Raw genomic sequence first — 15891 nt, forward strand, 5'->3', positions numbered from 1 at the left:
AGCTTGCTGCGATGCCCGGTGATTTCTATTCTCCTAATTCCCCCCTCCTGAGCTTTCACCTAAAAAGAAATCCTCTCGTTGGCTCTCCCCAAAAAAGAAATGAAACCCTACCACTATAACCATTCCCCTTAGAAGAAATTAGTTTATCCTTTGAGGGGATTTCTTAGGATTAATAAAATAGGTGATGGAATAGCATACTTTTAACACAAAATAGGAAAAGCACCTCCGTCTTATTTTTATCAATATTGTAACTGGAAAACCAATACTTCTTCCATGAAGGATGCATTTCCCATTCCTTGCAAATCCAAAATTATACTTTACCATGCGATATCTTTCGAGTTTTTCTATCTCCGTTTGGCTTGGACTAGGCTTGATACTGACAGCGGTATTTGCCCCGGCTTTTACCTGCCATGCCCAGTCCTCCCGTACCGAGGATTTCAACGGGAACTGGTTTTTTAAACTCTCCTATGAAGATCAATTGACAGAATCGGCCTCAGAAGATCAGGGCTGGAGAGCCGTTCATTTGCCTCATGATTGGAGTGTGGAGGAGGCCTTTGATACACTGAATTTGGAAGGGGCTACGGGTTATCTTCCCGGAGGGATCGGCTGGTACAAGAAAACCCTACGCTCCCCAGAATCCTCAGATACCAAAACTTATATTCTATTTGACGGAGTCTATAATCATAGCAATACCTATATCAACGGTAAGCTTCTGGGCTATCATCCCTATGGCTATTCCCCGTTTTACTATGACCTAAGTCCCCACCTGAAGCCTGGTGGCAAGGAAAACACGATCACCGTAAAAGTGGATCGCACACGGTATGCCGATAGCAGATGGTATCCGGGTTCGGGGATTTACAGGAATGTAAAACTAATCCAGACTGGAAAGCTGCATATTCCTGTGTGGGGGGTATTTGTCAGCAGTCCCGAGGTCAGCGCTGATGCTGCCACTCTGGGCATCAGTATAGACCTGACCAATGAATATGCAGAAGCTAAGGAGGCCTCTCTTCAGGCGACGATTATCGATGCCCATGGCACTAAGGTGGCACAGGCTGCCTACCCAGTGGCCATTGCTGCGGGTGATCAACTTAGCTTAAATCAGGAGATGAAACTTGCAAACCCAAGGATCTGGCAGCTCGATAGGCCCGAATTATATACCCTTAAGCTGCAGCTGATGCTGGGAGATAGGGTCGAGGATGTTTATTCAACGCGGTTTGGGATCAGAACCTTCCGATTTGATGCAGATGAGGGATTTTTCCTGAATGGCAAGAATACCAAAATCAAAGGGGTATGTCTCCATCATGATGGGGGCACGGTGGGGGCAGCAGTCCCCAAAGACCTATGGCGCAGGAGACTCGCCAAGCTAAAAGAGGCGGGATGCAATGCCATTCGCATCGCTCATAATCCTGGCGCTGAGGAGCTGCTGGAGCTATGTGATGAGATGGGCTTTTTGGTTCAAGATGAGTTTTTCGATGAATGGGATTACCCCAAAGATAAGCGATGGAATATGGACGAGCAGCATGATGATGCGATCAGCCGAGGCTCATCGGAGTATTTCCATGAGTTCGGCGAGGCAGACCTGAAGGCCACCATCCTCGCTCATAGAAATCACGCTTCGATTTTCCAGTGGTCCATAGGCAACGAAATAGAATGGACCTATCCCAGGAATAAATTGTCCACCGGATTTTGGGATGCTGACGCGGGTGGTAATTACTTTTGGAATCCCACCAGGCTAAGTCCGGAGCAGATTAAGGCGCGGTATGATTCCCTTCCTGCTCCTGCTTATACCATCGGCGCCACTGCCCAGCAGCTGGCCGCATGGACCAGGTCGCTCGACACCACGCGGGTGGTGGTGGCCAACTGCATCTTGCCATCCGCAAGTTATATCAGTGGATATGCAGATGCCTTGGACGTGATAGGATTCAGTTACCGCCGGGTGATGTATGACTATGGTCATGAGCATTTTCCCGACTTACCCATATTAGGAACCGAAAACCTTCCCCAGTGGCATGAGTGGAAAGCGGTAATGGAAAGACCTTTTGTGGCCGGTGTATTTTTATGGACGGGTGTGGACTATATGGGTGAAAGCCACCACCGGGAAGGAAGCACCGCCCGAAGGTCCCGAGGAGTGAAAAGCGGGTTGCTCGACTATGCAGGGTTCGAAAAAAGATCTTATTATATGATGAAATCCCTCTGGACAGATGCTCCGACCTTATCGATCAGCAGCCAGCTGCTTTCTAAAACGGCCTTCCGATATGACACTGATAGTCATGAGGTAGAGGAGAAAGTAAAAGGTGCCTGGGAAAAGTCGATCTGGTATTGGCCGGAGACCAATGAACATTGGAATTATCAAAAGGGCGACAGCATCGTGGTGGAAGCCATCAGCAATATGGAGCAGCTGGAGCTACTTCTCAATGGCCATTCGTATGGGGTCAAGGAACTCGAGGCTTTTCCCGATCGGATATACAAATGGCTGGTGCCATATCAGGAAGGAGAGCTGATCGTACGGGGAAGCAGAGCGGGCGAGCTCGTCCAGTCTTCCCTCCTGAGCGCAGGTCCCGCCAACGCTATCCAGCTCGAGGCAGACCAAAAATACCTCGAGGCGGATGGCTATGAGCTCAGCCATATAATAGCGAAAATATATGATGCACAGGGCAGACCCGTAAGGTATGAAGAGGAAGAATTGACCATCGAGCTGAGCGGACCCGCAAGGGTGCTGGGGCTGGATAATGGGAGCCCCTATAACTTCCGCTCCAAAAACTCAAAGAGCCTACTTACCGAGAATGGCCGTGCGCTTATCATCCTGCAAAGCCTCAAAGGCCAAAGAGGTACGGTACAATTAAAAGTCTCCGCAAAGGGCTATTCCAATACGATCACCTTATATTGTCAATAATAAAACACTAAAACCCAACTGTCTGCTGCCCTAGCTGCATCGCGGAGAGGATAACCAACCAAAACTATGGACTTCACTACATTAGATATAATAATTTTCACTGGCTACTGCCTCCTGATTATAGGGATGGGGCTCTTCGTGTCCAGAGAGAAAAAGGGCCATGAAAAGAATGCTCAGGATTATTTCCTGGCCAGCAAGGCCCTACCTTGGTGGGCCGTGGGCGCCTCCTTGATAGCCTCCAATATATCAGCCGAGCAGTTTATCGGCATGTCAGGCTCTGGCTATGCGCTGGGCTTGGCCATATCCACTTATGAGTGGATGGCTGCGGCCACACTGCTGGTGGTGGGGGTCTTCTTTTTACCCATTTATCTCAAAGAGGGGATTTATACCATGCCTCAGTTTCTGCATAGGCGCTATGACAGCAGGGTGCGATTGGTGATGGCGGTATTTTGGTTGATGATCTATGTGTTCGTAAATCTCACCTCGGTATTGTACCTGGGCGCTTTGAGCCTGGAGACGATTATGGGCGTGCCCCTGCCGTACGGGATTGGAGGCTTAGCCTTATTTGCGATGATATATTCCATCTATGGAGGGCTGAAGGCCGTGGCATGGACGGATGTGGTGCAGGTAGTGTTTTTGGTGGCTGGGGGCTTGGCCACCACCTATCTGGCGCTTAGTCTGGTGGGAGAGGGGAGTGCCTGGGATGGCATCACCTTGCTGAAAGCCGAGGCTCCAAAGCACTTCTCGATGATCGTCCAAAAGGGCGAATTGATGATTCCTGATGGGGCTGGCGGCTTTAGAGATGCCTATATGGACCTGCCTGGCTTGAGTGTTTTGATAGGTAGTATGTGGATTATCAATTTGACTTATTGGGGATGTAATCAATACATTACTCAGCGGGCTTTGGCGGCCAAAAGCCTCAATGAAGCCCAGAAGGGGATGGTCTTTGCTGGCTTTTTGAAGCTGCTGATGCCTCTTATTGTGGTGGTTCCTGGAATCGCAGCCTATGTGATCGTGGAGAAGGGGATCGATATTAGCTTCATCGACTCGATGAAGGATGGTGCCGGGGGCTTGATTAAGTCAGACCGAGCTTACCCCACCTTATTGCAGCTACTGCCCACAGGACTGAAGGGCCTGGCTTTTGCGGCCTTGACGGCGGCGATTGTGTCTTCTTTGGCCTCTATGGCCAATAGCACCTCAACCATATTTACCATCGATATTTACCGCGCCTATATCAATAAGGGCATCTCGGAGGTGAAGCAGGTGCAGGTGGGCAGGATTACCACCTTGGTGGCCTTCATCATCGCCGCTCTCGTGGCCCCACAGCTGCAGAACCTGGATCAGGCATTCCAATATATTCAGGAATATACGGGATTCGTTTCCCCAGGCGTATTTGCCATATTTATCTTTGGTTTCTTCTGGAAGAAAACTACCTCCGATGCCGCCTTGGCAGCCGCAGTGCTCACCATTCCTCTGTCAGCCGTATTCAAATTCCTCACCCCAAACCTCCCCTTTATCGACAGGATGGGCGTCGTGTTTTTGATCCTCGCCGTGATGATGATCGTCATTAGCTTGATCCAAGGCAAAGGAAAAGACAGCGAAAAAGCCATTACTATTGATGCTAGCTTATTTAAAACCAGCTATGGATTTAAGTGGGGAGCCGCATTTATTGTCCTCGCACTTATCATTCTTTACGCCGTATTTTGGTAATCTTGGCCGGGGGCCAAAATTAATAACCTTGATAATGAATTTATAGTGATCAGGATGTGTATTCCTGATCACTATAAATTCATTTCCTACTCTACCCAATCTTCCAGAGAATAAATTATAGGATACTTAACCCTAATAATGCATTTGGAATCGTAATGAGGGCGGAAACTTCTAGAAGAATTAGGCTGTTTGGAATTAGAAGCCGAGCACCGCTATGTCGAAATCGGAACAGCAACGAAGCGAATGGTTTTGGAGAAGTGTCAGGCCGTAATTGATAGGCTAATGAATATTTCGGATTTAGTATTCCCTGCACTCAATAAGCGCCCAAACATAGCCGGCTTCAGGTTTTTTTTCCTTCCTAAAGAATCCCTGATTTTCTCGATAGGAAGTATTTCCTACCGCTTTCCTAAGTGATCCTTATCCGTAAGCTGGATGGAATTGGAATAAGCACTATCTAATAGAGTGGCAGGTTTCTAGCGGCCTATTGGTCTTGCATTCCAAAACCTGCTTATAGCATGAGCCCTGCATTACATAGAAGCGGAGGGCTAAGGGACTGATGAAAGAGATTCCATTATTTATAAGGATATGAAGAAAGCATGCGATGAAATGTCATCGAGATTAAGTTTCCTGTTTATCCCTACTACCACTCCCGGCAGCACTGCATCTAGTGCCATGGAGCTGCTGAAATCGATAGGAATGAGTGGCGGTGCCATTACAATAACCCCCTAATACCAGCAGAAGTCAAGTAACATATGGAGCTTGTGCTTATGCATTCATCCCTGAAATGGTACGGCTAACACGGGGGATAATAGCCTTTAGCTATTGCCAGACATATTTTTTGGGCAAAAACATTTGTGTCAGTTCTAAAGACATATGATATAATGTATAGGGATTAGGAAATTTACCTTTATCAAACAGGATTGCGTTTTATTGGACCTAAAAAGCCGATGCACTTCTGGAGAGATAAATAAATACATAAACCTAATTAACCAAATTCAGTATGAAAAAAGCTCTACGCACCTTTTGGGTGTTAGCTGCTGGAAAGGGCAAACACTTGCTTATTTTCCCTCTGTGCTTGATGGCCATGGTCAGCTATGGCCAGAAAATTACCATCACTGGTCAAGTCACTTCTGCTGCCGATGGGCAGACACTCCCAATTGTAAATGTTTTGGAAAAAGGCAGCACCAATGGCACCGTTACCGATATGGATGGAAGCTATTCCATTCAGGTGAGCGGAGCTCAGGCGGTCCTTGTATATAGCTCCATCGGTTATCTGGCCAAGGAAGTGCCAGTAGGTAATCAGACGGCTATAAATGTCACCTTGGAAGAGGACGTCAAGTCCCTCGATGAGGTCGTGGTTATAGGCTATGGCTCCCAAAAGAAAAGTGATCTTACGGGTTCTGTAGGTACTGTTTCCTCCGAGGAAATCAACAAATACACCAATGCCGATGCCACTCAGGCCATACAGGGTCGAGTGCCCGGCGTAAGAGTGGATGCCAATGGAGGCGCCCCAGGCGCCAATTCCATCGTGACCATCCGAGGTGCTGGTACCTTGTCAGACTCTGGTCCATTATATGTGATCGATGGGATGCTTACCAATAGCATGAATATGCTAAACCCAGCAGATATCGAGTCCATAAGTGTGCTAAAAGATGCCTCTGCCAGTGCGATATACGGTTCTCGTGCCGCCAACGGCGTGATCATCGTCACCACCAAAAAAGGAAAGAAAGGCGAAATCAAAGTGGATACCGATTTCAGCTATGGATGGCAAAAGGCCACCAACACCATTGACTGGGCCACGGCCACGCAGTATGCGGCCATCCGTAACCAGGCTAATGATAATGATGGCACACCTAGAGCTGCCGCCAACGACAGCCAGTTTAACCCGAATATCAATAGCGATATCCAGGCAGCCAGTCTGCGCGTAGCACCAATTTTCAATGGTAACGTCCGCATCTCTGGCGGTGGAGACAATGCCACCTTTAGCATCTCCGCAAACCACCTCGATCAGGTAGGCATCATCCAGGAGTCTGACTATACCCGTACTAATATCCGGGCCAACTCGACTTTCACCAAAGGGAAGTTTAAACTTGAGGAGACCATCGGTTTGACACGCACAGTGAATAACCCGAACAACTATTTCAATCAGGAAAGAGACCTCCTGCCGACTATTCCTATCTATGATGAAAACGGCAATTTTACGGCTTCTTCTATGCCTGATGGCAGTACCACGATCTATGGAGTGGGTAATATCACCAACTCCCTGGGCCTCGCCTCTGTGGAGGATCGTACGGTGACCAGAAATAGTGTGTTGGGGAATATCGCGGCTTCCTATGAGATCATCGAGGGGCTTACCTATAAGCTGAACCTCGGTCTCGACCAGTACAGCCAAAATAACTATACCTTCACCCCTACATTCTTCTTCAATGCCACTCTTCTAGGCAGGCAGGACTTTGCAGAGTTGAGAGAAACCAATACCAATTACCTGTCTGCACTTGCAGAAAATACCCTGAATTTCTCCAGAGTTTTTGGGGATCACTCCCTGAATGTACTGGCGGGATATACCAGCCAAAAGACCCATTCACGCTCTTTAGGTATCGTGGCGACGGGGTTTCCGAATAATGAGGTGAGGGTGGCTTCCGCCGCTGAGAATAGAGCCCAAGCTCCTTCCAGAGATATCACCACGGGTCTCCGCTCTTATTTTGGACGTATCAATTATAATTATAAAAGCCGATACCTGTTGACCACGACTATTCGTCGGGATGGCTCCTCCCTTTTTAGAGAGGGATTACGATGGGGGACTTTTCCTTCCGTTGCCTTGGGCTGGAATATCAGTGAGGAAGCTTTTATGGAAAAAATCACCTTCCTGTCAGACCTGAAACTGAGAGCTAGTTATGGAGAATTAGGCTCAAACAACGTGGACGCGTATGCGATTGATCCAGAAATGAACCTCTTCAGTGAGGCCATACTGGGAGAAGGTCAGGTAAGAGTGCCGGGTACCTCCATTACCAAGCCTGTCAACCGTGATATCCGCTGGGAAACCACCAAGACCACCGATATCGGGCTGGAGTTTAGCATGCTGGATAATAGCCTGCAGTTCACCATGGATTATTTCGTGAAGAAATCCGAGGACATTCTCCTCAGTATTACCGTGCCTAGATATACAGGCATGGACGGTAGGGTGCCTAGTAATGTGGCAACGATCGAAAACCGTGGTTTTGAGTTTAGCACCAATTATAACAGAACCATTGGCGAGGTGAATCTTAATTTGGCTGCCAACTTCACCGTATTGGAAAATGAGGTGACTGCGATAGGGATTCCTGATCCTATCTATGGCGGTGGATACAGCTCCAATGGCCTCAGTGCTACGCTTACTGACGTGGGCCAGCCTGTGGCTTCCTTCTTTGGGTATAAGGTGCTCGGCATATATCAGTCAGATGATGAGGCCCTGCAGGATGGACGTACGGATGGCGCAAAAGCGGGAGATCTGAAATTTCAGGATAGCAATGGCGACGGTCAGCTGACCGAAGATGACCGGGTTTATCTGGGAAGTTCTATTCCTGATTTTGAATATGGCTTTAATGTCAATGCGACCTGGAAAAACTTCGATATGAGCATGTTCTTCAATGGCGTTTCCGGAAACAAAATTCTAAATGGTAACCTATACCGCGGGTATTTTGACACTGAAGGAAACTACCTGGCCGATGCGATGAATGCCTGGACACCTGACAATACCGATACCGATGTGCCAAGGATGACGCTTTTGGACTTTGGGTACAATAGAAGAATGTCTGATTATGTATTGGAAAGCGGCTCATACTTTAGACTGAGGAACTTGCAGATTGGCTATACCTTGCCAGATGCCCTTACAGAGAAGCTTCAGATCAACCGATTGAGACTTTATACCTCACTGCAAAATGTATTTACCCTTACCAAATATACTGGGTACTATCCAGTGGTGGGCCGTGGAAGCAGGGACAGAGGATCTGATCAGGATATCTTTAACCAAGGAGTGGATGAAAGCGCTTATCCTACCCCAAGAACCTATCAGATAGGACTTCAGATATCATTTTAACCCATAGAAAAGTAGAAAGATGAAATTATATATTAATAAAAAAGTAGCCGCTTTGACTTTGGGGATGTCATTGGTCTTCATCTCGGGCTGTGACAAGGACCTGTTGGATCAGACCAACCCCAATGCCATCACTCCAGATACCTTCTGGAGAAATGCGGATGATGCCAAGAAGGCCATCGTCGGGGCTTATAGTCCCTTCTCTGATATTTGGTACTATAGCCGCATGGAGATTTTTGCCTCCGATTATCGCGATGATATTGTCAATGGATTTGGCACCTCGGACCGTACTAACCCCGGGCGATTTGAAGGAACCGCCATCGGCAATGTGAACCTTTGGGTATGGACCACAGTATGGAAGATCATCTCCCGTTCCAATGAGGTGATCGCCAATGTGCCGGCAATAGAAATGAATGAAGAGGATAAGAAGAATATTATTGGCGAAGCCCATTTCTTACGCGCCCTGAATTACTTCAATGCCGTCAACAACTGGCTGAATATCCCTCTGATTACAGAGCCAATAGCCTCTATAGAAGCCGCGAAGGAAGTGACTCAGGCAGCTCCGGAATTGGTCTGGGAACAGATCATTACCGACCTCAAGAAGGCCCAGGAAATGCTTCCATCCAGCTGGGGACCTGCCAATATCGGCCGGGCTACCTCGGGTGCTGCCACCGCCATGCTGGGCAAAGCCTACCTATATACCAAGGACTATTCCTCCGCAAGCGCTGAGTTTGCAAAGATCATGGACGGTCAGTATCAATTGACAGATAACTATGCCGATAACTTTAGCTCTTTTTCTGAGAATAACGAGGAGTCCATCTTCGAAATCCAGTTTACCCTCGACGATAACCGAGGCTGGGGAGGCGATGCTGCCGGGATAGGCAGAACCAATTCCTTTACTCCCGATCTCGCGCCTCAGGGCTTCACCGGCCAGGATGGAATGCGGATCAATGACTGGGTGCTGGACCTGTTCCTAGACGAAAGAACGGTGAATGGGCAGATTGACCCGAGGGCTTTTAATACGCTTTTCTGGAGAACTGATGAGACCACCAGCTATGAGGGCGAGGTACTTCAATCTTCCATCTATAGCGGTAAGAAGTATAATGAGGTCTATGGACCGGATGAAAATAGGGTGTTTGGCAAGAAATACCTCGGACTGGATGAGGGCGTGACCACTTCCAATTTTCAGGAGTCACCAAATAACCTTCGCCTTATTCGCTATGCGGACGTATTGCTGATGTATGCCGAGGCTGAGCTTATGGCCAATGGCGGAACTGCCACTCAGGCGGCTGTAAATGCTGTAAACCTCGTGAGAGCCCGAGCAGATATGCCTGCCTTTGGCCTCAATATGTCCCTTCAAGATGTCATAGACGAGCGTGTAAAAGAACTGTCCCTAGAGAGAGTTCGGTATTTTGACCTGCTCCGCTGGGGATTGGTGAAAGAGAAAATCGTGGATACCCCGGGGATAAAATCCGAAAGCGGTGGTACCGGCGCCTATCGTCCTGGTAGAGAATACCTGGACTTGCCACAGAATGAATTTAATAATAACTCGAACCTGAAACATAATCCAGGCTACGAATAAATTATCTTAAAGGTGCTGCTTTTGGAGCAGCACCTTTTAGCTTTGCTATAAACCCCCGGATTGCCTATGAACTACGCTTACCCCATCATAACCTTCGGATTATTCTATCTCTTTACCGCCTGTACACCAGAAGACAGCCGAGATACCACTAAGGCAGCTTTATTCCAAAAGGTGGCTCCCAGCCATTCCAACGTGGATTTTGCCAATGATATTATAGAAAACGATACCCTGAATTATTTCAACTTCCCCTACCTCTATATGGGCGGTGGCGTGGCCATTGGGGATATCAATGGGGATGATCTGCCCGATATTTACTTTACAGGAAATCACCAGGCCAATAAACTTTACCTGAATAAAGGCGATTTTACCTTTGAGGACATCTCACTATCTGCGGGAGTCCAGGGGGATGATCGCTGGTACACCGGGGCCCTGATGCATGACTTTAATCAGGACGGCTGGCTGGACCTTTACCTATGTGTTTCAGGGAAATCCGGAAATACTGAAAATCAATTATATATCAATAACCAGGACCAAACCTTCACCGAGTCTGCTCGCGAGTATGGCTTGGCGGATAAGGGACATTCGATTCATGCCACCAGCATCGATTATGATCGGGATGGACTCATGGACTTGTTTGTGGCCAACTATCCCTTAGTACCTGTAAGCCAGGGCAACCTATTCTATAAGGAGCTGATGGACCAAAATAAACCGGAGGACTCCGGACATCTCTATCGAAATACGGGGAAGGGGACTTTTGAGGAGCTGAGCGCCGAAGCAGGAGTTCAGCGATTTGGCCTGACACTGGGCCTGATGGCGGCGGATTTTAATGGAGACGGTTGGGATGACCTTTACCTTTCTAATGACTTTAATGTACCGGATTACCTCTATATCAATCAAAATGATGGCACCTTCCGTGAGCAGCTCCAGGCCTCCATGGCACAGACGAGCATGTTTGGGATGGGGATAGATGCGGCGGATTTCAATCGTGATGGCTTATTGGATTTGGTGCAGGTGGATATGACCCCCGAGGATCACCTGCGCTCCAAAACCAATATGGCCAGCATGAGCCCGAGGACTTTTTATGAAGCCATTCAGCTGGGTTTTCATCATCAATATATGCAGAATAGCCTGCAGCTAAACAATGGTACCGATCAGGGCATACCTGTTTTTAGCAATATTGCAAGGTATGCAGGGCTGGCGACCACCGACTGGAGCTGGGCACCGCTGATGGCCGACCTAGACAATGACGGCTGGATGGACCTTTTTATTACCAATGGCATGAAAAGAGATGTCAATAATAATGACGTGAATCAGGAATTCGACAATCAATCTTTTTTTGGAAATGACCTCGTCCTTGATATCAACAAACTTCCGAGTACGCCCATTTCCAACTATGCCTTTCAAAATATCAATGGGCTGGACTTTCAGAAGGTCACCAGCGAATGGGGTCTGGATCATCCCGGCTTTTCCAATGGCCTGGCTTATGCCGATTTGGATGCAGATGGACAGCTGGATTTGGTGATCAATAACCTTAGTGAAGCAGCATCTATTTACAAAAACACCGGCAATGAATCCCGATTTTTAAGGGTCAAACTCCAGGGGCCAAGCTCAAACTCCTCAGGAATAGGAGCCAAAGTTTGGCTTTACAGTCAGGGAAAGATACAATACCAACAGCTCAATCCATCACGGGGCTTCCAGTCTAGCGTGGAGCCGATCTTACATTTTGGACTCGGGGCAGCAGCAGTGGACTCCCTCCTCGTGCAGTGGCCTGATGGCAATACTCAAAGCCTAAAAAACACGCCCATCAATCAGCTGCTTCTCCTGAAACATCAGGAGTCAACAGCACACAAAGCAAGCAGCAAAGCGCCGCAGCCATGGTTTGAGGACATCACGGAGTCGGCAAATATAGACTTTCTGCATCAGGAAGATGCCTATGATGACTTTCAGTATGAGCCCTTATTACCTCATCGCAATTCGCAGATGGGACCAGCGCTGGCAGCGGCAGATGTCAATGGCGATGGGCTGGATGACTTCTATATCGGCAATGGAGCAGGATTTTCCAGCCAGCTATATATGCAAAATACCCAAGGGAAATTTGATCTGGTGGAGGGGCCTTGGCAGGCGGATAGCGCCTATGAGGATACCGGGGCGATATGGCTGGATGCCGATGGCGACGGCGACCTCGACCTGTACGTGGTGAGTGGAGGCAATGATAACAGCAAGCCCGGGGAATTCTTCCAGGACCGATTGTATATGCAGACATCCGCAGGATTTATAAAACACAGGCATGCTACCCTGGCCACCCGGGGTATTAGTGGGCAGGTGGTCCAGCCCTTCGATTATGAGGGCGATGGCGACCTGGACCTGTTCATTCCTGGCAGGATAGTGCCTGGCAAATATCCCAATGCCGCTCCCAGCGTTTTCCTGATCAATCAAGGCGGTCAGGATCAGCATTTACAGTATATTGCCTTGGAGGAGTCTCTTGGACTTGGGGAGCTAGGTCTGGTGACCGATGTGCAGGTGGAGGATTTTACCGGCAATGGCAGGCAGGACCTGCTGCTGGTGGGAGAATGGATGAATATCAGCCTATACGAAAATACACCAAGCGGCTGGGTGGACCTCTCCGCGGATAAGGGGCTGAAGGATAGCCGAGGATGGTGGAATTGTATTCAGGAAACCGACCTGGATCAGGATGGAAAGAAGGATTATATCATAGGAAACCTAGGGTTGAATTATAAATATAAGACTAGCAAAAAGTCTCCATTCACCATTTATGCCAATGATTTTGATGAGAATGGCAGCCAAGATATCGTGCTGAGCTATGAGAAGAAGGGCAAGCTACTTCCGGTAAGGGGAAGGGAATGTTCCTCTCAGCAGGTGCCCGCTATCGCCAAGCGATTTGAGACCTACGAGGCTTTTGCTAATGCCAGCCTGGAGGAGATCTATGGAAAGAATATGTTGGAGAATTCCCTGCATTATGAGGTGAATACCTTCCGGTCTATTTGGCTACACCGCGATGATAAGGGTGGGTTTGTACTAAGTGATTTGCCGGAGGCAATGCAACTGTCCGCTATCCGGACCATGGTGCCTCTCCAGCTCAATTCGGACCAGATTATGGATTATATTGCAGCAGGAAACCTGTACCAGTCGGAGGTGGAGACTCCCCGCAATGATGCAGGAATAGGAACGGTGATGGTGGGCCAGGGTGATGGAAGTTTGGAAGCGATTCCTGCCTCCCAAACCGGGCTTTTCATAAGAGGAGAGGTGAGCAATACTGCGAGCTTGAATATGGCTGGAGGAGGCAAAGCAATCGTCTTTGCCATCAATTCGGGGAAATGTAAAGTGCTGAAGGTAATCGGGGAACGATAATGAGAGTAAGAAGAGTAAGTTTTGAATATTACAGAAATAATCGGTTTTTGCTGCTGCTGATAGGGGCACTTGGGCTATGGGGATGTGCGAGGAATTCCTCTCAGAGTCCACCGCTCAATGCGCTTTCTGAGGCGATCAGTCCCTATCTGCGGCAGCATGCAGATAATCCAGTCCTGTGGCAAGAGTGGTCCGATAAGGCACTGCAGCAGGCTGCGGATGAAAATAAGCTGCTCGTAATCAGCATAGGCTATGCCTCCTGCCACTGGTGTCATGTGATGGAGGAGGAGACCTTTATGGATAGCACCGCCGCTGCAGTGATGAATACTCACTTTGTCGCCTTGAAGATAGACCGTGAAGAACGCCCGGATATAGACCAGATCTATACCAAGGCCGCCGTCCTGCTCAATGGCTCCAGTGGATGGCCACTCAATATCATCGCTCTGCCAGATGGTCGCCCGCTGGCCGCAGTCACCTACCTTCCTACCGACCGCTGGATTCAGCTGCTGGACCGCGCCAGCCAACTGTATCGTGATAATCCCAATGCGCTCTTGGAGCAGGCGAATAGCATTGCCGAAGGCGTGAAAAAATCGGAACCCCTCCCCCTGGAAGGTCAGGGTGCCGAGCAGAATGCCGATGATTACCTGGGCTTTTATAGCAGTCTTAGCCCAGCCTTTGATCCTATAAATGGCGGACTTAGGGAAGAACAGAAGTTCCCACGAGTCGCCCTATGGCAGGCCCTGCTGGAATATGGGGCCTATACCCAAAACCCCTCTGCCTTGGAGGCAGTGGAGCGCAACCTAAAGGCGATGGCTAGCGGAGGAATATACGATCATGTAGGCGGTGGATTCGCACGATATACCACGGATGCCCAATGGCATATCCCTCATTTTGAGAAGATGCTTTATGATAATGCCCAGCTCCTGAGCCTCTATGCGCGGGCGCAGCGGTATTATGATGAGCCTGTATATGAGGAACTTATCCGGCAGACGAGTACCTTCATGACCACCCATTTCCGTTCCCCCCAGGGGGGGTATTATGCTTCTTTCAATGCCGTCTCGGAAGATGGAGAAGGAAAATACTATACCTGGACCAAAGCGGACCTGGAAGACCTCCTCGATGAGGAGCAGCAGCAGGTGTTTTTTGAGTTGTATGCAGTGACAGAAGGTGGCAATTGGAAGGATGGCGAAAATGTCATTTACCAGAAACATAGCAGAGAGGAAGCGGCCATATCCTTGGGCATTAGCCAGCCAAGGGTCAAGGAGCTAATGGCGGATGCCAAAAAGCTGCTGAATAAGGAGCGAGAGAAAAGGAAGGCCCCATCCATAGATGATAAGGTGATCACCGGCTGGAATGCGATGATGCTGAAGGCATTTACAGAAGTGTATCAAAGTACTGGCGAGGAGGAGACGATGCAGCAGGCCCTGGACCTGGCGGAGTTTATCAGCGAAAACCTGCAGCAGGATAGCGGGGAATTATCGAGGGTCTTTCACCCGGATTATGGGAATTCTGGCCAGGGTTTTCTGGATGATTATGCCCACTGGATCGATGCGCTGATCAGCCTGTATCAGACCAGCCTAGACAAGAAGTGGCTGGATCTGGCCCTGAAGACCAGCGACTATGTCCTGAGAAATTTCAGTCAGGAGGATTCTCCTATGTTTACCTATTCTGCGATTTCTAAGCAAGCACTGTATGCCTCTGATGTGCCCCTCTATGATGCGGATACCCCATCTCCAAATGCTCTGATGGCACATAACCTCAGTCTGCTCGGCACCCTCTATGAGCGTAAGGAGCTCCTGCAAAAATCCCGGGATATGCTAGCAGCCATGGACTTCCATGCCCCGGCTTATGCCACAGGTATCGCTAGCTGGTGGCAGCTGCTGGGAGCCCATTCCTTAGGCCTAAATGAGGTGGCCATCTTGGGCTCTGAAGCCCAAACGAAGCTGAAAAGTATGCAGAAAAGCTACCTGCCTTTTACCTTGTTCCTGGGGGGAGATACCGAAAACCTGCCCCTGCTCCAACAAAAGCGGGTCGCTGGGAAAACGATGATTTATGTCTGTCGAAATAAAACTTGCAAGCTCCCCGTTGAACTCCCGCAACAGGCTGTAAGTCAAATCAGGAGTGAAAATAGCCCACAATTGTTTAAGTAATAATTGAATAATATTAGTAAATATATCAGGTTGAAATTTATTCAAATGCTATATTGCTTCCGCATCCACCAATAGTGCTTAGGCGGTTTTTCCGCTAGAATATTGGATGTTTTCTTTA

The 15891-nt window shown here is 48.6% G+C and carries 7 protein-coding genes; all 7 read left to right on the forward strand.

What is annotated here, in order from left to right:
• The first annotated feature begins 322 nt into the window (after positions 1-322).
• Positions 323-2893, forward strand: coding sequence for a sugar-binding domain-containing protein (locus B050_RS0108565; RefSeq protein ID WP_018473500.1), 2571 nt, complete (start codon positions 323-325; stop codon positions 2891-2893).
• Positions 2894-2959: 66 nt separating this feature from the next.
• Positions 2960-4603 carry a sodium/sugar symporter gene (locus B050_RS0108570; RefSeq protein WP_018473501.1) on the forward strand — a complete coding sequence of 548 codons (1644 nt, stop codon included), beginning with the start codon at positions 2960-2962 and terminating at the stop codon, positions 4601-4603.
• 585 nt (positions 4604-5188) lie between these two features.
• Complete coding sequence (locus tag B050_RS23620; protein ID WP_157492621.1) at positions 5189-5332, forward strand: hypothetical protein; 144 nt, start codon at positions 5189-5191, stop codon at positions 5330-5332.
• Between the two features lie 271 nt (positions 5333-5603).
• On the forward strand, positions 5604-8678 hold the full coding sequence (locus B050_RS0108580; RefSeq protein ID WP_018473503.1) for a SusC/RagA family TonB-linked outer membrane protein: 3075 nt from the start codon (positions 5604-5606) through the stop codon (positions 8676-8678).
• A gap of 19 nt (positions 8679-8697) precedes the next feature.
• Entirely contained in the window at positions 8698-10257 is a 1560-nt protein-coding gene (locus B050_RS0108585; protein ID WP_018473504.1) for a RagB/SusD family nutrient uptake outer membrane protein, read from the forward strand.
• Between the two features lie 66 nt (positions 10258-10323).
• Positions 10324-13626 carry an FG-GAP-like repeat-containing protein gene (locus B050_RS0108590; protein WP_018473505.1) on the forward strand — a complete coding sequence of 1101 codons (3303 nt, stop codon included), beginning with the start codon at positions 10324-10326 and terminating at the stop codon, positions 13624-13626.
• On the forward strand, positions 13626-15773 hold the full coding sequence (locus B050_RS0108595; protein ID WP_018473506.1) for a thioredoxin domain-containing protein: 2148 nt from the start codon (positions 13626-13628) through the stop codon (positions 15771-15773). The genes B050_RS0108590 and B050_RS0108595 overlap by 1 nt, the downstream gene beginning before the upstream one ends.
• Positions 15774-15891: the final 118 nt, after the last annotated feature.

The sequence above is a fragment of the Echinicola pacifica DSM 19836 genome, assembly GCF_000373245.1.
GTDB lineage: Bacteria > Bacteroidota > Bacteroidia > Cytophagales > Cyclobacteriaceae > Echinicola > Echinicola pacifica.

Bases quoted from the DNA above. Each gene is read 5' to 3' on its own strand.
- B050_RS0108565 (WP_018473500.1), top strand. From the start codon at position 323: ATGCGATATCTTTCGAGTTTTTCTATCTCCGTTTGGCTTGGACTAGGC.
- B050_RS0108570 (WP_018473501.1), top strand. From the start codon at position 2,960: ATGGACTTCACTACATTAGATATAATAATTTTCACTGGCTACTGCCTC.
- B050_RS23620 (WP_157492621.1), top strand. From the start codon at position 5,189: ATGAAGAAAGCATGCGATGAAATGTCATCGAGATTAAGTTTCCTGTTT.
- B050_RS0108580 (WP_018473503.1), top strand. From the start codon at position 5,604: ATGAAAAAAGCTCTACGCACCTTTTGGGTGTTAGCTGCTGGAAAGGGC.
- B050_RS0108585 (WP_018473504.1), top strand. From the start codon at position 8,698: ATGAAATTATATATTAATAAAAAAGTAGCCGCTTTGACTTTGGGGATG.
- B050_RS0108590 (WP_018473505.1), top strand. From the start codon at position 10,324: ATGAACTACGCTTACCCCATCATAACCTTCGGATTATTCTATCTCTTT.
- B050_RS0108595 (WP_018473506.1), top strand. From the start codon at position 13,626: ATGAGAGTAAGAAGAGTAAGTTTTGAATATTACAGAAATAATCGGTTT.